The 20,952-nt window shown below is 54.1% G+C and carries 11 protein-coding genes; 4 read left to right on the plus strand and 7 right to left on the minus strand.

The annotated features are described in order from the left end of the window. Positions 1-377 precede the first annotated feature (377 nt). From HBA55_RS23665 to HBA55_RS37545, 4 genes are all read left to right on the plus strand, one after another. Positions 378-1,469 carry a polyamine ABC transporter substrate-binding protein gene (locus HBA55_RS23665; RefSeq protein ID WP_166996450.1) on the plus strand — a complete coding sequence of 364 codons (1,092 nt, stop codon included), beginning with the start codon at positions 378-380 and terminating at the stop codon, positions 1,467-1,469. Further along, positions 1,466-3,835, plus strand: a complete 2,370-nt coding sequence (locus HBA55_RS23670; protein ID WP_166996452.1) for a putative bifunctional diguanylate cyclase/phosphodiesterase — start codon at positions 1,466-1,468, stop codon at positions 3,833-3,835. Before HBA55_RS23665 ends, HBA55_RS23670 begins: the two co-directional genes overlap by 4 nt. 123 nt (positions 3,836-3,958) lie before the next feature. Continuing rightward, positions 3,959-6,142 (plus strand): glycoside hydrolase family 3 N-terminal domain-containing protein, encoded by a 2,184-nt coding sequence (locus tag HBA55_RS23675; RefSeq protein WP_206019943.1) that lies wholly within the window; start codon positions 3,959-3,961, stop codon positions 6,140-6,142. Positions 6,143-6,152: 10 nt separating this feature from the next. Further along, positions 6,153-7,727 (plus strand): sugar porter family MFS transporter, encoded by a 1,575-nt coding sequence (locus HBA55_RS37545; RefSeq protein ID WP_338109445.1) that lies wholly within the window; start codon positions 6,153-6,155, stop codon positions 7,725-7,727. Between the two features lie 122 nt (positions 7,728-7,849). On the opposite strand, the gene HBA55_RS23685 is transcribed toward HBA55_RS37545, so the two are convergent. The 7 genes from HBA55_RS23685 to HBA55_RS23715 form a co-directional block, all read right to left on the minus strand. Further along, a complete protein-coding gene (locus tag HBA55_RS23685) occupies positions 7,850-8,287 on the minus strand; it encodes a cupin domain-containing protein (protein ID WP_166996454.1) in 438 nt (145 codons plus the stop codon). Positions 8,288-8,559: 272 nt separating this feature from the next. After that, on the minus strand, positions 8,560-12,009 hold the full coding sequence (locus HBA55_RS23690) for a hypothetical protein (protein WP_166996456.1): 3,450 nt from the start codon (positions 12,007-12,009) through the stop codon (positions 8,560-8,562). Between the two features lie 411 nt (positions 12,010-12,420). After that, complete coding sequence (locus HBA55_RS23695; protein WP_166996458.1) at positions 12,421-14,673, minus strand: glycoside hydrolase family 16 protein; 2,253 nt, start codon at positions 14,671-14,673, stop codon at positions 12,421-12,423. Between the two features lie 44 nt (positions 14,674-14,717). Then, positions 14,718-15,662: a glycosyl hydrolase family 17 protein gene (locus HBA55_RS23700; RefSeq protein ID WP_206019944.1), complete on the minus strand. Its 945-nt coding sequence runs from the start codon at positions 15,660-15,662 to the stop codon at positions 14,718-14,720. Between the two features lie 15 nt (positions 15,663-15,677). Beyond that, positions 15,678-16,559, minus strand: a complete 882-nt coding sequence (locus HBA55_RS23705) for a glycosyl hydrolase family 17 protein (RefSeq protein ID WP_166996460.1) — start codon at positions 16,557-16,559, stop codon at positions 15,678-15,680. A 105-nt stretch (positions 16,560-16,664) separates the two neighbouring features. After that, positions 16,665-18,164 (minus strand): MFS transporter, encoded by a 1,500-nt coding sequence (locus tag HBA55_RS23710; protein WP_166996462.1) that lies wholly within the window; start codon positions 18,162-18,164, stop codon positions 16,665-16,667. A 166-nt stretch (positions 18,165-18,330) separates the two neighbouring features. Then, positions 18,331-20,913 (minus strand): glycoside hydrolase family 3 protein, encoded by a 2,583-nt coding sequence (locus tag HBA55_RS23715; protein WP_240946238.1) that lies wholly within the window; start codon positions 20,911-20,913, stop codon positions 18,331-18,333. Positions 20,914-20,952 lie beyond the last annotated feature (39 nt).

A 20,952-nucleotide genomic window follows, 5' to 3' on the forward strand; every position in this document is an offset into this window, starting at 1 on the left:
ATATAAGCCAACGAATAAGCGAGAGCGGGGTTCGTCCCCTGGCGGGTGGCGTTGATGGGGGTATACGGTGATTCCGTGGGGCCGTTCTTGTCCAGGTAAATCGGGGTCAAAATCCGTAAATCAGGATTTCTGCGTTGTCTTTGGGGTGGTCGAGTGGGGTGCTAAGGAATCTTCGTTAGTAGCATTAGAAATACAGCTTAAGTAATTGAATCTATTAGGAAAAGCTGTTTGCCTATTAAGGCTTCTGCCCGCGTAATGGCCCTGTGTATTGAGGGCGCGGGCTCAAAATTAAGTCGCTCGACTCCGAAATCAGGGGTCTATAATAGGTAAACACCGGGAGGCAAGACCGCGACAGAATAAACTCTATCCAGGACGTAATGAATAGCTTTCATTTCCACGCGATGCACATTCGGGGCCAAAGCAAAACCGCGGCTCTCTTTCATGTGCTCTTTTTCCTTTTGATCGTGTGGAATCATGCCGTCGCAAGCAATGATAAACAGATAAATATATACAATTGGGAAGGGTATCTGTCACAGGATGTCATTGAGCAGTTTCAACGGCAAAGTGGGTACGAGGTTCATCAGGTCTATTTCGACCAGGAGTTGATCCGTGATGAAACCATCACCAGCGGTCGCAGCCGCGTCTTCGATTTGATCTTGATGGATGACATAACCCTGCGGGAGATGAAAACGGTTGGGCTCTTTCAGGACCTTTCCAGCTTGTTGGGGACGATTGAGAGCTTTTCTAAGGATGCAAAAAAGGCTTGCGGAAAGTACGGTATTCCTTACGGCTGGGGCACAAACGGTATTCTCCATAGAAGTTCTGTCAGTAAAACCCCTATAACCAGTTGGCGACAGTTGTTTGTTCCTCCACCCGAACACCAGGGTCGGGTGGTAATGCATTTCGATGTGTATGACACCACCGCCTCAGCAATGTTGGCGCTTGGTGAGCCTCCGTACTCGAACAACTTACGCAAACTCAAAGAAGCGCAAACACTTATCCTCAATCAAGAAAAGTACCGTCTTGATACCAAATACGCTTTATCCTATGCAATCAATCATGGCCAAAAAAGCCAGATGTCATTGGCGTTTGGGTTTTCCTCAGACCTGTATTTTGTTAGGGAGGTAACCGGCCAGGAGGATTGGGAGTATGTGATTCCGAAAGAGGGGACGCCGGTATGGTACGACTGCTGGGCGATACCACGTGCAGAAAGCATCAAACAAGCCACCCGAGAGTTCCTTCTCTATCTCTATCAGCCTAAAGTTGCTGCCGCCAACGCTGAAGAAATCTGGTTCGCCACGTCGCTGGAATCGGCGCTTCCCCACACCAGTGAAGATTATCGTTCGGATAATCTACTTTTCCCCGAAAAGAACGGAAACCCAATAATAAGGTATCCCTACATTCGGGATATCGAGAATTATCGCGTGCGAGAACGAATGCCGTACAGCTGGGAGTACGGCATACAATGAAGTTACTCAGTCGCGTTAACGTCATCCTGTTACCTGTAATGATCCTGGTGATATCTGCGATGGGAATCATGGCCGATCAGTTGATTTCCAGGGTTCTCAGAGATGAAATCGGAGATCGTGCGGAGCAGGAACTGCTCTTCCTCCATCGTCAATATGATCAGGAAATTCGCAATCTGGAGTCGGTTTTTACAGAAGTGGTATCCAGTCAAGAATTGATCAGCCTGGCGGTTGAGGACTCCGACGTGTACAGAGCCATGGTACTGGAATCCGGTGTGCGAAGATTGCTCGATCGTTTGCTCAGGAAACATAAACTGCAGAACATTCAGCTGCTGGATTCCAACTACAAAGTCGTTGCAAGCATGCCGATTAAAGACCCTTTTATTTCACCCGATCTTACTGTGGAGAATCGAAGCTTCCTGAATGATCAGGAAGACGGCTTTCACAACAGTGAGCCGATGCATATACACTTGCGCGTACTTCCCAGTCTGGATGGGCATCAATTTCGATACCAAATGGCAGCGTCATTCTCACCCATTCTGCTTGAAAAAGATATTTCCAATAATCCGCTGGCTACCCGCTACGGATTGATATTTACCGGAAACCTGAAAATTTTTGAAGATTCCATGCCGAGGCTAAAAAAATTGCTGGGCAACAGTGTAAATCTGAAAATCAAGCCTTCAGAAACTGCACCAGACGATGTGCGTGTTGTAGAAGTCGAGAGTGAAGAGGACCTTAACTTTTCGCTTATCAATGCCCCTTACCTATCATCCATAACGGTCTCAAATAAGGACATAGATTTAAATCTGGCGACATTCAGAGCAACCATTGCCTTGGTGTGTTTCATAATGATCACCGCTGCGTATTTCGTTCTCCGTTTTATGCTGGAGAAACAGATTTTGTTGCCAATCAGAAATCTAGTGGAGAAAATTAACCTGGACTATTCCAGCAAGAACCTTCAGTTGGAGCGCCTGGAGAGCGATAACGAGGTGGCGGAGCTCAATAACGCTTACTTTGAGCTGTTTAATGATATGCAGAAGCTGGCTTCCACAGATGCTCTGACGGGGCTCGAAAACCGCAGAAGTTTTCATCGCCGGTTGGAAAAAGCGATAGAGCGCTGCCTGCGGGACAACCAGAGAGTTGCGCTGCTGTACATAGATTTGGATAACTTTAAGCTCGTGAACGACCACTACGGGCACTCGGTAGGCGATAAAGTGCTTCAACAGTTCAGCCGCGATCTTGAGGGCATTATCCGGCCTGGGGATATGAGTGGCACCATCAGCGACAGTTGGTTGTCGCGTTTGGCCGGTGACGAATTTGTGGTGATGCTGCAGGACATCAAAAAACCGGAGATTGCCGTACTGGTATGTCAAAGAATACTGTCTCTGTTCGTACAAGGATATGAAGTGGAAGGTGTTAAGCATGGTCTGCATGCGAGCATAGGAATCGCGATATCCCCGGAGGATGGCGAGGACGAACATACCCTTTTGCAGAACGCAGATGCGGCAATGTATCACGCAAAAGCGCAAGGCAAAAACTGCTACGAGTTCTTTACGTCGGATATTGCCGACCAAATTCATCAAAAATACCACATTGAGCGCCAGTTGAAGAAGGCTCTGGAATCTGAAAACCTTGAGCTGAATTTTATGCCCGTCTACGATACCTCTTTAAGGATGATTTCTGCAGAGGTTTTGCTAAGGTGCCCCCCGCTTACGCAACAGGGAATCGGCCCCGACAAATTCATACCCATCGCCGAGTCAACAGGGTTAATCAAAGAAATTGATCTTTGGGTAATCGAAAAGTCGCTCCAGTACTTGTCAATGTTGAAGAAGGAACATGGCTATAAAGGGTATTTGGCTGTAAATATCTCAGGCGTGGAGCTTTCTAATAGAGAGTTTCTTCTACGGGTAGAGGAGTTGATCAATGGATACGATATTAGTCCCGGAGATCTGGAATTCGAGATTACGGAAACGGCGCTGGCCGAAGGCGGGGGTGAACGAGAGTCTGTACTGGGGCGATTGAAGGAGCTGGGCATCAGCTTGGCGCTGGATGACTTTGGTACGGGTTATACCGCGTTTAATCAACTTATTCATTACCCGGTTGATTGCCTGAAGATCGACCGGTCCTTTGTAGAAGCGATCAGTACTGGGTCGGCCAAGTCAGATGCCATGATCGAGATTATTCTAGCACTGGCAGATCTGTACCAATTGCAGGTTGTTGCCGAGGGAGTGGAAACCGAGGAGCAACTGAACCATTTGAAAGAACTGAACGGCAATACGCTGGTTCAAGGGTACCTTCTTTCGCCACCGGTCAGCTGGTCGGAATTCACTAAGCTGTACCAAGATCAGCATACCGTGAATATGGAGTAGCAACCAACAGGTGACTTATCCAGTCTGTCGCGGCTATCGCCCCATTCACCGCACTTATCTGTAACCCCAACCCGTCAAGCATTAGGCTAGAGGATCAGCCCACAATCCAGCCTTGATCCCTCCATGCCAGAGCACCCCGCATCGCTTAATTCGCTTAAACAGTCATTGGTCAATCCTCTGCTCGAACAGATGACGCTACCGGAAAAGATCGGCCAGATGTGCCAGGTCAATGGTGCCGGCGGTTGGGTGCCGGAGGATCTGGCAGAAGCAGTCCGAAACGGACAGGTGGGTTCAGTGATCAACGAGGTGGATGCCGAGACCGTCGCCAGCCTTCAGAAGATCGCAGTAGAGGAAAGCCGCCTGGGGATTCCCCTGTTGATCGGCCGGGACGTGATACACGGGTTTAAGACCATTTTTCCCATCCCCCTGGGGCAGGCGGCCAGTTGGAACCCGGAGTTGGTAGAGCAGGCGGCTGGCATTGCGGCGATTGAGGCGGCCTGTGCCGGCATCAATTGGACCTTTTCGCCGATGATCGATATCTCCCGCGACCCGCGCTGGGGCCGTATTGCGGAGAGTTTTGGCGAAGACCCCCACCTTACCTCTGAGCTGGGCACTGCGATGGTGCGGGGTTATCAGGACAATGGTATCGGTGCCTGCGCCAAGCATTTTGCCGGTTATGGGGCTTCCCAGAGTGGTCGTGATTATTTCACCACCGAAATCCCCGAAAACGAGCTGCGCAATGTGTATCTGGAGCCTTTCCGGGCAGTCGCCAAGGCCGGGGTTGCCAGTTTTATGACCGGTTTTAACGACCTGAACGGCGTGCCGGCCTCCGGTAACGAATTCTTGTTGCAGCAGGTGCTGCGCGAGGAATGGCAATACCCGGGGATGGTGGTCAGTGATTGGGAGTCGATTTCTCAGTTGACCACTCATGGTTTTACGGCGGACGATCGTGAGGCGGCGTTTGAGGCTCTGAATGCGGGCGTGGATATGGAGATGGTCAGCCGAACTTATGCCGATCATCTGGCATCCTTGCTGGAAGAAGGGCGCCTGAGTATCGCCAAAATTGATGCCATGGTGGCCAACATCCTGCTGACTAAGGCTCGTTTGGGGCTGTTTGATCAAACGTTTACAGCGTCTGTTTCCGAGGGCGGTAAGCAGGAGCTGGCACTTGAGCAGGCCAGACAATTGGCCGCTCAAAGCTGTGTTTTGCTTAAGAACAACGGCCAATGCCTGCCTTTAAGACCGCAGCAGCTCAAGTCCCTGGCGGTTATCGGTCAATTGGCGGATGACGGTTACGAACAATTGGGCACCTGGATTTTTGACGGTGACGAGCGCCTGAGCGAGACGCCATTGCAATCAATCAGAGCTCACCTGGACGGAGTTGCCGAGGTTCGCTACGCCAAGGCACTGGAGACATCCCGCAGTCAGGATCAATCCGGATTTGATGATGCCGTCAGCGTCGTTGAACAGGCTCAGGCCGCGGTGCTGTTTTTGGGCGAAGAGTCTATTTTGTCGGGCGAAGCCCATTGCCGCGCGGACCTTGATTTGCCCGGTTGTCAGGCCGCGTTAGTAGAACGCTTGAGCCGCATCGGCAAGCCGCTGATTCTGGTGGTGATGGCTGGACGACCGCTGACGCTGGCGCCGGTGTTGGAGCAGGTGGATGCTGTGCTCTATGCCTGGCACCCCGGCTCTATGGCCGGGCCTGCGATTAGCGACCTGTTGTTTGGGCTGCAATCCCCCAGTGGCAAGCTGCCTGTAACTTTCCCCAAGGTGGTGGGGCAGATTCCTATTTTCTACAACCACAAGCATGGCGGGCGGCCACCCTCGCCAGAGACGGTGGTGCATATCGACGAGATTCCGGTTCGAGCCAAACAGACGTCGCTGGGGATGTCCGCGTTCCATTTGGACGCGGGTTACCAACCACAGTTTCCTTTTGGTTTTGGGTTGTCCTATACCCGTTTTGACTATCGTCATCTGAGTTTGTCCCACACGGAAATCACGGCGGATCAATCGCTCACCATTGAAGTGGAGTTGGAGAATAGCGGCGATGTGGCGGCCGAAGAAGTTTCTCAGCTTTATGTGCGGGACCTGGTGGGGAGCGTGACCCGCCCGGTCAAAGAGCTTAAGGGGTTTCAGCGAAACCGGTTGTTACCGGGGGATGTTAAGACGCTGCAATTTACCCTCACGCCGGAAGATCTGGCATTTTACGATCGCAAGCAGCAGCGGTTGGTTGAACCAGGGCGATTCCAAATCTGGGTTGGCGGTGACAGTGACGCCGAGCTGACGGCGGAATTTGAGCTGAAATAAAGAACCAAAAATCGAAAAAGCGGAGAGCGGTGTGAACACAGGATTTACCTTAAGAATTGCCATTATTGTGGCGCTCGGTGGTTTTTTGATGGGGTTTGATGCCTCGGTGATCTCCGGGGTTGTCACTTTTATTGAACCGGAATTTTCCCTGACCAAGATCGAGCTGGGTTGGGCGGTGGCATCGCTGACGCTGACGGCAACCTTGGCGATGATGCTGGCCGGTCCGTTGAGCGACCGCTTTGGCCGTAAACCCGTATTGAGTGCAGCAGCCGTCATTTTTGCGATTTCTGCGGTGGCATCCGCATTTGCGCCAACCTTTACCTGGTTGGTGGTGGCGAGAATGCTGGGGGGCTTTGGGGTTGGTGCGGCACTGATTGTGGCGCCCATGTACATTGCCGAGGTAGCCCCCGCTGCGATTCGCGGGCGCATGGTGTCCATCAACCAGTTGAATATTGTGGTGGGTATTTCGGCGGCGTTTTTCAGTAATTACTGTGTTTTGCAGTTGGCTCAGTCCGACATCAGTTGGGTTCAGGCGCTGGGGTTGAGTGAATGGACCTGGCGCTGGATGCTGGGGCTGGAGACACTGCCGGCGGTGATTTATTTTTGCGGATTATTTTTTGTGCCTGAGAGCCCCCGATGGTTGGCCATGCAGGGGCGCCATAAGGAGGCTCTGGCAGTGCTGGAGCGCGTCAGCGATGCACCGGAGGCGGAGCTGGCCAGTGTGCAGCAAAGCTTGGAAGCTTCCGACACTGATAGCAAACGCCTGCCGCTGAAAGAGTTGTTCAGTGCGCCCATGCGGTGGGTGATCAGCATTGGTTTGGTGGTGGCGGTGCTGCAGCAGATTACCGGTATTAATTCGGTGTTCTTTTACGCACCGATGATTTTTGAACAGTCTGGTATCGGCACCGATTCTGCGTTTATGCAGGCGGTGTTGGTAGGGTTAACCAACCTTGTGTTTACGCTGGCTGCCATGGCTTTGATTGATAAACTGGGACGCAAACCGCTGCTGAGTTTTGGTGTGGGTGGTATTGCAGCCTGTATGTTCCTGCTGGCCTATGGCTTTGGTTCGGCCACTTACACGCTTCAAGGCGCAACCCTGGCTAAACTGCCTGAACTGGCGGAAGTTCCCACTCTGCAGGCCATGGTGGGAACGACTTTCTCCAGCGATCTGGACTTTAAAGCCGCTCTGAATACGGCATTGGGCAGTGAGCAGGCGGGGGCCTACGAGGCGCAGTTGCTGACCGCTTCGGTAACCATGAATCCGACATTGATTCTGGTCGGTATCCTGGGGTTTGTGGCCTGCTTCGCGATTTCCCTGGGGCCGGTGATGTGGGTGTTGTTCTCGGAGCTGTTTCCCAATCGCATTCGTGCGCTGGCGATTTCTTTTGTGGGGTTGGTGAACTCGGCGGTCAGTTTTTTGGTGCAGTTGGTGTTCCCTTGGGAGTTGGCGAATATCGGCAACGCAGGCACTTTTGCCATTTATGGGGGCTTTGCGCTTGTGGGGCTGTTTGCCATCAGCCGTCTGCTTCCGGAAACCAAGGGTAAATCGCTTGAGGAGCTGGAAGGGATGTTGGTTCGCGGTTGATGATCTAGGCGGTAGACGCTTTGATGAAACTGCGCTCAAAAAAATGGTGGATTACGCCGCTATGCGGCTCTTGTGCCCCTTGCGGGTAAATCCACCCTACGCAATAGGGGTTGCACGAGAGCTCAGGTAGTGCCCCAAAGCTTGCTTACCCAGTGCTCCAATTGAACACGTTCCTGGTCGCCGGTACGCACCATGGGTGTGTTGTGATCGCCGGTGTCCTGGTTCTCTACAATCAGTACCTTGGCATCTTCGCTTAAGGTGTGGGTGTGATATACACCTTTTTTGACGGTATAGAGCTGATTGGGTTTCATATCCAGGGCGCTGACCCTGTCAATGCCGCCGCTCTTGCCAATTTCTCCGGCGAATAAGATGCAACGCCCTTGTAGCAGCACAAACACTTCATCCGTTTCTTCGTGCATATGGAAGTTGTTGATCTTGTCGGCTTCCAGTTCGTCGATGTAATTGAGCAGGGCTACGCGCCAGTGTTGAAAATCCACGACGGGGGCGTAGCCTTCTTCTTCGTAGGTGTCGACGTCGATAATGTTGGGTAGTGAGTCCATAAGAGTTTCTTCTTGAATCGCTGAGAAATGGTGATGACCGCTACCGGCGTCCTGCCTCTCGCGGTATACCGTACGTCCTGTACATATCCGCTACCGGCGTCCTGCCTCTCGCGGTATACCGTACGTCCTGTACATATCCGCTACCGGCGTCCTGCCTCTCGCGGTATACCGTACATCCTGTACATATCCGCTACCGGCGTCCTGCCTCTCGCGGTATACCGTACATCCTGTACATAAAAAAGGGGAGCTGGGCTCCCCTTGGTTGGTCGCCGTCAGGCGCTGAACAACTGCGTTCGGGTTAGCCGTACTTCAATCGATTCCACTTCGCCGCTGTGGCGGAATATTTTGTCGGTAATCTCCTGCGGCAGTGCCAGGCTGTCCAGTTGTGTGGCCGGTTTGCTGTCACGCCAGTGAACAGTGATGCCCGCGGGCTCATCGTCTACCAGTTGATACACCAGCGGCACCTGACACCAGGTAAAGGCTAAGCCGTTTTCTGAAACGGATACTTCAGACCATTGATTGCGCACGTTAAGATAACGGAAAGCCGCCGCTTCTTTGATAAACTCGCGCTCACGCAGCAGCACCGGATTAATCTGTGCGCAGCCGTCTTTTACCGCAATACCCAATTCACCAAAGCGGGTCAGGACTTCTTCTTTAACCTGACCCGTCATGCCCGGCTGTTGTGCCCCCATATGGGCGGGGGTATGGGAGTAGGGATCGGTCGGGAAAGCACCGTATTCTTCCGGTGTTTTGTTAAAGCCGATACCCTCTCGTACCTTGTAATACAGCTCGCCCAGGCGTTGCGCGCTGTCGCAGCCCTGCGTGGCCGCCTGGTAAAAGCATTCCTGCGCAGCCAGCAGAACCTTGGACACCATATGCCAATAGATACTGCCGAGACCTTCAAAGGCGAACATGCCACCGGAGCGGCCGGTAAAGGCTTTGTGGTTAAAGACTTGCTCGTAAAGTGCTTGCAGCGGTTGTCTTAACGCCTCCAGGGATTCGCCATAGCGGGGCAAGAGCTCGTCGATGGTTTGGTTGAGGGCATCAGCGTTGGTCAAGCCGGCATTAAATCGATAACAGCCGTTGGCGTCTTGCTCAAGTAAGCGGGCATCACCCTGGGCAACCATGTCTTTAAGTAAGGGCATGTCGGCGATAGTTTCTGCCGCAATCCGGTTCTTGTCCAAAAAGCCGGGTAGTTCTCTGTCCGGGTAGAGCAAGAAGGTTTTCTGATCTGTTCGGAAAAGGTCACTGCCAAACAGTGTTTCCAGAATATCCGCCGCATCACCGGGAGCAATAGCGCCGGAGCTCAGAGCCGCTACCTGGCCTTCGAGCATCGGGTAGAGGGTGTCAACATCAAGCGTGGTTTCGGAGTTGATGTCGAGCAAGTTGTAGGCGTGGTACAGCCCGTCGGTGCGCAAATTGGTTTGAATGGTATGGTCAATTGCCGCCAGCGCGTCGTCCAGCAGTTGGCTGACCACGGTCTTTTCCTGCACATCGCAGCCACTGAAACCTGCTTGCTGATAAACCGTTTGACGATAGCGATCCGCTGCCAGTCCCAATTGTTGCAACAATTCAAAGCGCACCTGCTGGGTAACTGGCCCATTGCCCAGATGGTGGCGCATATTCTGCAGGGCTGCGGAGGTCTCCAACAGCCACTGGTTCACTTCTTTCGATAGGCTGAAGCTGTCGGTGTCGTCGCCGATCAAATCGTTGAGGAAGGTGACGTAGCGGCGCATGTAACACAGAGTCACCATAGACAGACCCTGGCCCACCAGGGCGTTGTTGGCGTCGTTCCATTCCGGGCGCTGGGTGTTCATCCAGATGCCGCCGTCTACCACCAGATTACCCAGTTTGCTGAGCAGAGGCACCAGCAGTTTTTCCAGCAGGTTGACCTGAACAACGTCGCCGTCTGAGGACAAAAGCAGTTTGCCGTCCGCGCCCAACTGCTCCACGCGTTGCTCAATCTTAGCGGCCAGTTCGTCGTCAAAAGTCACTGTATCTTTGGCGTTTTCCAGCAGAGCCGCAAACGGTTTGATGCGATAAGGCACATTGGCATAGCTGAATACGGGGCGGGTCAGCAACGACTGCAGGGCCTGTGGGTGAAACTGTTGGGATAATTCCAGCAGTTTTTGTAAATAGATAATCTGGTGATCGCCCCAGTAGCCGATATAGCTCCAGGGGTCTTCCGGGTCTTCCACTTCCCAATCGATTCCCTGCTTGGTAATGCGGTAGGGGTTGTAGCCATCGACGGTGGAGGCGTTTACGAATTTGGCGATCACGTTTTCGGTGAATTCAGGGTAGCTGAGCAGCAGTGCTTCCCAGTTCTGGAAGATGTCCCGCCAGTTGCCCTGGTACGAGAGCAAAGGCTCGCCCTGTTCGTTTTTGAGATTGATGGCGAATTGGTTCCAGGGGCGGCTGGGGTCGCCGTGGCGACGACCAAAGGTGATTGGCAGGTACTCGTAGCTCAGGCGTTCAAGCTGCGCATCGTCCCAGGTTTGAACCCTTGCCAGCAGGTCGTTGTAGTCAATGTTTTCCGGCAGTGCCTGCAAGGCTTCGCGGTGGCGCTCGGCCACGGGGGCGTTAAACAGCTCAACCGTCTCAATAAAATCCTTGCAACTGATTTGATATTGATTGTCGAAGATACCGCCACGCAGCAGGTTAAATTGTACGTTGGCATAGTGATGTACGGAGACGTTCTCCTCAGCCGTGAGCTGGAACCCGTCTGCCGCAGCCATGATCCTGGCAAGATTGTCGGACCCGGTGGCGACGGATGCCTCTACGGCCTGTTGCAGTTCGTTTGCGCTCTGCAGGTCTTGTTGTAAACCGACGGCTTGTTTTTGGGTTTGTTCGATATTCGCCACCAGCGTCCAGTCGCTGCTGCCGTTTGCCGGCAGATCGATGGTGGATTGCACCAGGTAGGCGCCACGTACACCGCGCTTGCAGCGTTCGGTACCAACCGGGGTCTGTTTTCTGAACGCTGCCAATTGTTCTGAACTCAGCAGCACCGTGGGGTTGTCCAGACCCAGGCTGAACACCGTGGTTGCACGCAGGGATTCGCAGGGTTCTGCACGATCTGTGATGGCGGAGAACAGCGAGAAGGTGGCGAGGCCGGTATCGGCGTCCAGTTCACTCCATTTGTAGGCATCCACCAGGTAGCTGGAGTTGGTTTGGGTAAAGCGCGGGGTACCTGCGGGCAGCAGGTTTTGCAGGCCGTCGATAACGTCAACTGTGCGGGCGTTGTTGTCCAGGTTTTGCAGCGTTACCTCTCGAACAAAACCAAATTCATCGCTGGTTGACCATTGATAGCGAAAGGCCAGCTGCAAGTCGTGGTTAATCTCTTCGAACAGGACTTTATTGCCCAGGGTGTTCTTGTATATATGACGGCTGACTTGGTAGCGGTGGTCGTGTTCCTGGTTAAAGGGCTCCCACAGGGAGCTGCCGTCAGGGCTATCGACACGGATCAGTGTTTTGCTGCCGGTGTGGTGAGTACTCTCGTGGATCTTGTCCACGGTCACGTAGGGAAACAGGGCCGTTTCCGGTGAAATCCGGCCAGCGGTCAGGCCCCCATTGGAGGAGACAAACAACCAGTGGTCAGAATCGGACACCAGACTGATAAAGAAGGGTGTCATCTGGTCCACGTTGCTGATGCGGTAGTAGCGATCACCGGCCAGTGTGACGAATTCCCCGGTTATCGATCGTGTGTCATCGTAATGGTTGGGCATGAGTACTTCACCTCGCGAAAAGCCTGCCCCTGAGGGGCCGAAATCATAATTTTTGGTTTAGCCTAATAGACTATCTTAGGACGGCCGGAAAACAACGAAGGTGCGGTGAAGTGGTATTATTAAGCGATGATCTTCCTTCGTGGTGTTGTCGGATTACGCTTCGCTAATCCGACCTACGTGTTAGGCAAGGGTGAAAGGAAATAGGGTGGGGCGGATTATGCTTTGCTAATCCAACGTGTTAGGCAAGGGTGAAAGGAAATAGGGTGGGGCGGATTATGCTTTGCTAATCCAACGTGTTAGGCAAGGTGAAAGGAAATTGCGTAGGGCGGATTAGCGAAGCGTAATCCGCCAAGGGCTGTGGGAGAGGCTCCCACAAACCGGAAACAGCCAGTGTTTCGAAACGGAAACCGCTTATTTCTCCCAACGAATATTGTCGAGCTGAAACTGAACCCCTTGCTGGTCACCCCAGGTGGGGAACACCACCACACCGGTATTGACCTTGCTGAGATCGAGGCCACCATTGACCAATTGGCTGACTGGGATGGTCATGGTGTGCCAGACACTTTCTACGGGGCGCCCGATGGGTTGATCACCCGAGGTACAGGGGAAGCCGCAGTCGACCTTCATGACCAGACCACTGGTGTTGCTGCCGTAATCCAGCACTCGGACATCAAAAATCAGGTTGCCCTGGGCAAACTCGCCAAGATTGACGCCGGCGGGGGACTGAATATAGAACACGCCATTGGCGCCGTCCGCTCGAAACTCGACATCGATAATCTGGCCGTGGCCTTCTTCTCCTGAATCCTGCTGTGACCAGCCGACGTGGTTGCCGGCAGCCCCGTCAAAGTAGTCCGTACCCGCGGTGGTATCCCAGCCGCCGATGCCGTTGCTCCAGATATCCCCGACCGTGTCGGTATAGACCTCAACGATGTCCTCATCCAGGGCTATAGACGGTGGCGAAATGCCGCAACCATTATTGGCGGGGTGGCCGCACTGTAGTTTGACGTTGTCGATCATCAAGTGCGCAGCGGAGGTGGGCTCCAAAACAAAGACATTCAATACGGACGCTACGTCCAGGGGTTGTTCTCCCGGATTCCCCAGCAGATCATTGACTGGCACCGAAACACGGGTCCATTGGTCATGGGGCAGATCGGCAATGGCCAGGGACTTGGATCCCAGTGCTGGCCAGCCGCTGTCAATCTTAATGACCAGATTGGACGACAGATCGGTATTGACGCTGTCAATGAAGAGATCGAACACCAGCTCACCGCCATGAAGTTCCCATGGCCGCGTGGCGTTTCCGAAGCCAAACAGATCCAGTGTCGATCCATCGGTGGGGTAAATGGAGATGTTACCGGAGTTGCTGGTGAGTACCTCTATCACGTTGCCATGTTCACCACCAATGGCGGTCTCATGCACGCTTAACGCACCGTTATTGTTCCAGAATGAGGTGACGCCCAACGGGGTTTCCAGTGTGTCGTTACCCACAGCCCAGGTAAGCGTTTCAGCCTGATCGGTGTAGAGGTCGTAGCTGGCGGTGAACACGTCAGCAGGCGCCGCCGGCGTTACTCCGGGGTCTACGCTGGTGGCGCAACCGCTGCCGTCTTCATTGCCGCCTGAGCACTCGTACACACGCACATAGTCGACGCGCATTTGTGCCGGAAAACTGGTTGAGGCATCGGGGTTACCCGGCCAGTTACCGCCAACCGCCAGGTTGAGCAGCAGGTGAAAGTCTTGGTTAAACGGCGCGCCGTCAGGGTTTTGGTAACCGTTTTCACGATCCTGGTAGAAGTAGCTCCACCAGGCGTCGGCTCCAACCGTGGCGTAGTGCACGCCGTCCATATACCAGCGGATCTCTTCTCCTTCCCATTCTACAGCGTAGGTGTGGTAGCCATCGCCTGGGGTCGCGTCAATATGACCGCCCGCCGACACATTCAGAGGCCACGCCATGCCAAAGTGTAGGGTGCCGTGAATAACGTCGCCGCCCGCACCGGGGTTTACAGCTTCCATAATGTCGATTTCACCCCCGGAGGCCCAGCCGCCATACTCGGACTGTGAGGGTAACATCCAAAATGCTGACCAAAGACCGCGCCCTTCCGGAACCTGAATACGGGCCTCAATGCGGCCAAAGGTGGTATCCACTTTGTTAAGGGTTCTGATACGACCGGAGGTATAGGGGTAACCAGAAACGTTTTCAGGCAGCGCCGAGATAATCAGTTCGCCGTCGGCAACCAGCAGGTTCTCTGCCTGGTACCATTGCAGTTCGTTGTTGCCCCAACCTGGAATGCCGTATTCCGTGCCGTCGCCGGTTTGTACATGCCAGTTGTTCAGGTTGAGACTGTCGCCGTCGAATTCGTCGCGCCACACCAATGTCCAGCCCGGTTCACCCTGCAGCTCCTCAAGTTGTTCTTCCAGGCGCTGCTGTTGGCGACTGATATTGTTGAGCTGGCGTTGCAACGACATCAGACGCCCGCCGCTGGTGCCCGGCAATTGGGCTTGCAGTTGTTGTTGCATCCATTGCAACTGGTTGAGGCGGTTCTCGATACTACTGATCAGATGTTCGTTTGCCTCCTCATTGGACTGGGACAGGGCAGAGGTTGAGAGCCCGGCCATTAATAATCCACAGGCCAGCAGCGATCGCAGCGGATGAGCTGATTTTGTCATGAAAGGTTCCTTGATAGTTATTGTTAAAGCGGATCAGACAGTTGCTAGAGTTCCGCACAACCAGGGGCGTAGAGGTGTGCAAGCGCCTCTTTGGGTTCGCGATCGACCGTGAAAAGCCCCCAATGCTTTTCCGGTTCGTCGGGGTCGGGCGAGCCTTTCCAGGGTTCGTCAAAGGCTTCGAAGACGAACGTCAGAACATTGGCTTCGCGAGACCAGTCCATAAGCTGGAGATAATAGAGTGCCTGGGATTTCGGGTTGGCGTTCCAGGGCTCAATACCCCGGCCATTGGATCGAGTGGTCCAGCCGGCCTCGGTGATCACAACCGGTTTGTCGGGGAATCGGTTCGCCACGCTGTTGTAGTTTTCGCGGGTGTAATCCATTGCTTGGGTGATATCGCGGTATTCCCACACCGGGTAGGTATGCAAGGAGATAAAGTCGAGTTCAGCAGCCAGTGCGTCGAGCTGGCCCTGCCAGGGGACATAGTTTTCGCAAAAGGTGACGGGCTGCCCAGTGTGTTTGCGCACTAGTTGGGCGAATTCTATCAACCGTTCCACCGGAACTTTATGGTCGGTCCAGTCAACCGAAGCTTCATTGCCGATAGACAGGGCAAAAACGTTGCAGGGGTATTGGTTGGCCAGTTCAATCATACGGGCGATTTCAACGTCGTTCATCGCCCGGTTACACAGGAGTTGCCCCTCAGCGTAATCGGCCCCCCAGGGGCAATTGGGGTTGCTGACTTCGGCGGCGATGTCAGCGCCCAACATGACCTTAAAATCCAGTCGATATTTCGAAATGACTTCTAGCACTCTTCGCGCATGTACACCGCTGTCGTAGAGGCGCAAGTACTTCCAGCCGCGGCTCAGTAGTTGCAGGTCCTGGTGTATTTCTTCATGTGATGGATAGGTCCCGTCTTGGGGAGACTGCCCCTGGCGATAGCCGGAGTAACAGATGGCATCGCCCGGGGGCAGGCCTAATGGTCTTGCGGTCATGGTGCTTCCCTGTTCTTATCGGTACTTGAGTTGTCCGTGTTTGTCCCACAGTCCCCAATAGGCGCCTACGTCACCTTCGTCTGCCACCTTCCAGTCTTCGTCGAAAGAGGAGAAGTAAAATACCTCGATGTTTTCCTCCTGCGCCCATTGGTAGGTGTTGATAAAGTAGCGCAGTGCGTTTTCTTCCGAGGGCTCGGCGGCGCCGGTGGCGGTGCCGATATTGGGCCAACCGGTTTCACTGATGATGACTTTTTTGCCATCGGCGACCTGTTGCGCGCGCCGATACATATCTTTCATGTAGAGCAGGGAGTAGTCTGCGTGGCAGGATTCCCAAAAGGGGTAGCAGTTGGCCAGAATCACGTCACAGGCATCGGTGACTTTTGGGTGATCCACGAATTTGTAGTAGGCATCAACGTAACCCACCTCAACGCCCGGTACCGCGCTTTTGACCCGCTGGATGTAGTCGATCAGCGCCTGTTCTGACAGCTCTCCTCGAAGCAGTACTTCATTGCCCACAGCCAGTATGTTGGCGTGACCGGCTTGGGCAATGTCGATGGCGTTCGCTATTTCCAGCTCATTTTGTTCCAGGTCGTCATCGATCCAGACACCCACCATGGTTTTTAAGCCCTGTTGATGGGCAAGGGCCGGTATCTGTTCATTACCTTCGGAGCAGGAAAACGTTCTTACCCACCGAGTATAGGGTTGAATGACATCGAGTCGCTCCAGAATCTGACCGTCGCTGAGAGGAGCGCCCGGCTCCTGGCCTTCGACATAGGGGCTGAAGCAAATGCCGTGAATTTTTTGTTCCAAAATTTGACGCAGACGAGACACGAGTTGGTCCCGTGGCAGAGAACGCACGCCTGTTAATGAAAGGGTGGGGTTGTTGTTGCTGGACACAAATCTCTCCTTCTATTTAGTACACATCCAGAAACCGGTTCCTGCCAGTTTCCGGATGTCGCTTTAGCGAAAATCGGATATTGCTTAGCTCACAAACTCAATGACTTATTCCGCCACTAATTCAGGCTGACTCACCGACGCGGATTGACTGCCCGGCTTGCCGCGACGTCGCTCCAGCTCTTCTCGAACCTGGTGGGCTTTTTCTTCCGTCAGTGAATAGTGAGCGACAATCCAGATGGCGATGGCATAGGTGATCATGGGAATCACGGCGTCGAACAGTCGCATCAGAGTCAATGTCTGTTCGGATTGATTGCCATTGAGGCTGGCGTCGAAACCGGTAAAGTTCAAAAGAACGCCCGAAAGCGCGAGCGCCACTGCCATGCCCAACTTGACCACCCACCAATACACGGAACCAAACATGCCTTCACGGCGCTCGCCGGTATTGAGTTCATCCAGATCACAAACATCGGCCACCATGGAGCCCATCAGGGTAAACAGCCCGCCGAGTCCGAAGGCGGTCAAAACGGCGGGAATCAGAATCAACAGTGGTTGGTCGGGGGTGTAACAGAACCACTTCAAGCCGAATCCAATAATCGACACGCCAGTGGAAAAGAAAAAGGTTTTGCGCTTGCCAATGCGGGTGGACATCCAGGTGACCAGATAAATCACGCAGAACGTGGCGATGGCGCCGGCGGTGCCGTTCCAGCCGATGTATTCGGCGCCCTTGTCCTGATCGCCACCGAAGATGTAGTAGATGATCACGTAGGAGGTGAAGGCAGAGATCAGCATGTAGCCGTTAAACACCAAGAAGGTGGCACCACACAGCTGCAAGAACGGTTTGAATTTGATGGTGATCAGAAAGCCACTGACAAACTCTTTTACGTTTTTCTTCAGCCCGTCGAGGAAGCTGCCGGCATTCTCGGCCGCTTTCTGGCCTTCTTCCGCAATATGTTCAAAGCGCTCCCGGCAGAACAGTGCCGGCAAAATGCCAACTGCGATGACAAACACCCCGATCGCTATTGCCAATCCACGAGCGCCTGCCACAGAGTCTTCGAACAGGGTCTCGTTTTCCATGATGGCATAGAACCAGGGCACTGCGATCCAGGCGATTTGACCCATAAAGTTGGAGGTACCCATCAAGCGGGTACGCTCGTGGTAGTCGGGTGTCAGTTCATAACCCAGTGCGACCCAGGGAGTGGCGAACACGGTATAGGCCAGGTAGAAAAGAATCGAACCAATCAGGAAATACCAAAAGTAAAAGCTCTCGCTATAGCCCGGTGGTAATTGCCAGAGCACGGCAAACAGCAGACCCGCGGCAATGGCACCGACAAAGATATACGGGCGCCTGCGCCCCCAGCGAGAACGGGTGTGGTCGGAGATAAAGCCCATCAGGGGATCGGTGAGTGCGTCGGTAAGCCTGGGCAGCGCCATCAGCAAACCAACCACTGCAGGGTTCATGTTGAGGCCGGTGATCAGCACGATGGACATCATGCCGATGGCGGCGCCCAAGAGGTTATTGGCAAGGGAGCCGAAGCCGTAGCTGATGCGCTGTGAAAACGGGACTCGATCCTCGGGCAGGGTCTGGTAGTGTTCTGGAGCGTTCATGAATTGTTATTCTCCATCGGCAGGGGTAGGTGATAGATTAATCAGCCTGGCTACACAAACAACACGAATGCGGTGAACTGGGATTTGATCTGCGATAAATGGGAATAAGGGGAAGGTTTTTAGACAAAAAAGGGGTGGACCTCTGGTCCACCCCTTTTGGTCAATATTATGCGGAACAGCTGATATTGGGCTTGCCGTTCTGTTGGGCCTTCAGTTTGATGTTGGCAAAGCTGAGACTCAGTGGCGCCGCGGTCGAGAAAACCAATGGGCGGGTAATACTGCTGAAGTCTGCTCCTGCCTTGGCGAAACAACGCAGGTCGATGGCAAAGTCATGCCAGCTGCCGGCCTGCAGCGCGTTGAGCTGCTCAGCGATATCGAGTTGCCCCTGGCAATCCTCGCCGCAATCCATGCGCGCGTAAACGGCTCCTTTGGGCGGACTGTCGACCCGCAATTCAAGACTCAGAGCTGCGCCCTGTTGCAACAGGGCACTGAGGTCCTGGCTGCCCTGGTTGGATTGCAGTTGCACCTGCCCGGCGGATTGACCCGACCAGGTGACTTTGCGGGCATCTTCCTGCACATCTTTGTTAATGGCGCTGATGGTGACGTTTGCGGAGTCGCGGGTACTGACGATATTGCTGGTTACCGGTACCTGCCAGTCGTGACGATCGCCGACATAAAGGCCCCAGGGCGGCAGCGCGCGGGAAACAAACAGGGGTTTAACGGACTCAGCGGCGGAGGCGGCACCCAGCTTCAGTGCCTTTTCTTCCAGATTGTCAGCCAGGGTGTCCTGGTCCTGGACGCTCAGCCCATAACCATAGGCAAACAGGGGCTCGTAGTCTTTTTCTCCCGAATTCAGTTGCACCTGGTCGGGCTGGTTCGGCCAGGAGAATGTCAGTTTCCCCCTAAAGTCGAAATTAATGCCTCCGGTGTTGTTACGGAACAGTACATCAGCAACACCGTCACCTTCAGAGCCGGGTAACCAGGCCGCAACAAACGCATCAGAAGCGTTAATTTCGCGGTTGACCCACATGGGGCGACCGGAGAGAAATACCGAGACCACGGGTATATTCTGTGCCTTCAGTTTTTGCAGTAATTTCAGGTCCTGGTGTGTGCCCGGCTGGTATTCCAGGGATTCCACGTCTCCCTGTCCTTCGGCGTAGGGGTCTTCACCGAAGACCACAACGGCGACGTCCGGCTTCTCTGAAAATTCACCGTTCACGCTCAAGGTAGCTTTGCCACCGGCTTTCCCAACGACCTTTTGAATACCGCCAAAAATAGAGGTCGCCCCCGGGAAGTCGCTGTTCTTATTACCGGTGCCCTGCCAGCTTAAGGTCCAGCCGCCGGATTGCTTTCCGATATCGTCGGCTCCGTCGCCGGCCACCAAAACGTTAAGGTTGCGCTGCAGCGGTAAGAGACCGCCTTTGTTCTTGAGCAATACCAGTGATTCACGGACTGCCTGACGGGCCACGGCACGGTGCTCGGCAGAGCCCATGATGCCGGTTTTGGCAGCCAGCGGGCGTTCAGATGGGGCGCCTTTATCAAACAAACCGGCACGCATCTTAACGCGCAGGATTCGGGTGACGGCGTCATCGATCCGCGCCATGGGTATCTCGCCATTCTCAACCTGGGCCAGGGTATTTTTGTAGAGCTCGGTCCAGTCGGCGTCCGGTGCCATAAACATATCAACGCCCGCAATAATGGCCTGCGGGCAGCTGACCGTGGAGCAGTCTTTGACAAAGCTGTGGCCGTTCCAGTCACCCACGACAAAGCCGTCAAACCCCATGCGCTGCTTCAACACATCCGTCAGCAGGTATTTGTGACCATGCAGCTTTTTACCATGCCAACTGTTAAAGGAAGCCATAACGGTTTGGGCACCTGCGGCCAGCGCTGACACGTAACCGCGACCGTGAATGGCAAGCAGGTCTTCTTCCGTAGCGATGGTGTCACCTCGGTCAATACCGTTCTGGGTACCACCGTCGCCAATAAAGTGTTTGACCGTGGCGACGACGCGATGACCATCGAGCAGCTCGTCGCTGTCCCCGGCACCTTGCAGACCATCGATCATCTTGCCGGCGTAGGCCTCAATAATCTCGGGAGCCTCGGAATAGCCTTCGTAAGTACGGCCCCAGCGGTCGTTACGAACCGCAGCGACGGTGGGGGCAAAGGCCCAGTCGATTCCGGTCACGGCCACTTCGCGGGCAGTGGCGGCTGCGATTTTTTCGATCAGTTCCGGGTTGCCGGCGGCTCCCAGGCCGATGTTGTGAGGGAACAGGGTCGCGCCGATCACATTGTTATGGCCGTGCACGGCATCGGTACCCCAGATTACCGGTATGGGCAGGCCACCATCGGAGGTGTCCATGGAGGCTTGATAGTACTGGTCTGCCACAGCAAGCCAGTCAGATGGTGTTGAGTACTTGTCGTTGTTGGGAAAACCTCCGCCGCCATTGAGGATCGAGCCGACGTGCAATTCACGAATCTGCTCCGGCGTCGCGTTGCGGATCTCCGGCTGCATCATTTGCCCGACTTTTTCGGCCGTCGACATTTTCGCCACCATCTCGGCGATAGCCTTTTCCATCTCCGGATCTTGTTTAACCGCACTGCTGACCTGAGGCCAGATTTCCAGTTGGTAGGGCTGAGACGCCTCGGTGCGAGCACCGGCATCCTGCACCGAACTGCTGCAAGCAACCAGCCCGGCAAGGCACATCCCCAGACCCAGTTTGGCCGCTTTGGACGACATCCTTAAGTACATGTAGACCTCTTTATATTGGTTATTAGAGAGATTTTGCTC

The organism is Pseudomaricurvus alkylphenolicus (assembly GCF_011683955.1).
GTDB lineage: Bacteria > Pseudomonadota > Gammaproteobacteria > Pseudomonadales > Cellvibrionaceae > Pseudomaricurvus > Pseudomaricurvus alkylphenolicus.

Bases quoted from the DNA above. Each gene is read 5' to 3' on its own strand.
- HBA55_RS23665 (WP_166996450.1), top strand. From the start codon at position 378: ATGAATAGCTTTCATTTCCACGCGATGCACATTCGGGGCCAAAGCAAA.
- HBA55_RS23670 (WP_166996452.1), top strand. From the start codon at position 1,466: ATGAAGTTACTCAGTCGCGTTAACGTCATCCTGTTACCTGTAATGATC.
- HBA55_RS23675 (WP_206019943.1), top strand. From the start codon at position 3,959: ATGCCAGAGCACCCCGCATCGCTTAATTCGCTTAAACAGTCATTGGTC.
- HBA55_RS23685 (WP_166996454.1), bottom strand. From the start codon at position 8,287: ATGGACTCACTACCCAACATTATCGACGTCGACACCTACGAAGAAGAA.
- HBA55_RS23690 (WP_166996456.1), bottom strand. From the start codon at position 12,009: ATGCCCAACCATTACGATGACACACGATCGATAACCGGGGAATTCGTC.
- HBA55_RS23695 (WP_166996458.1), bottom strand. From the start codon at position 14,673: ATGACAAAATCAGCTCATCCGCTGCGATCGCTGCTGGCCTGTGGATTA.
- HBA55_RS23700 (WP_206019944.1), bottom strand. From the start codon at position 15,662: ATGACCGCAAGACCATTAGGCCTGCCCCCGGGCGATGCCATCTGTTAC.
- HBA55_RS23710 (WP_166996462.1), bottom strand. From the start codon at position 18,164: ATGAACGCTCCAGAACACTACCAGACCCTGCCCGAGGATCGAGTCCCG.
- HBA55_RS23715 (WP_240946238.1), bottom strand. From the start codon at position 20,913: ATGTACTTAAGGATGTCGTCCAAAGCGGCCAAACTGGGTCTGGGGATG.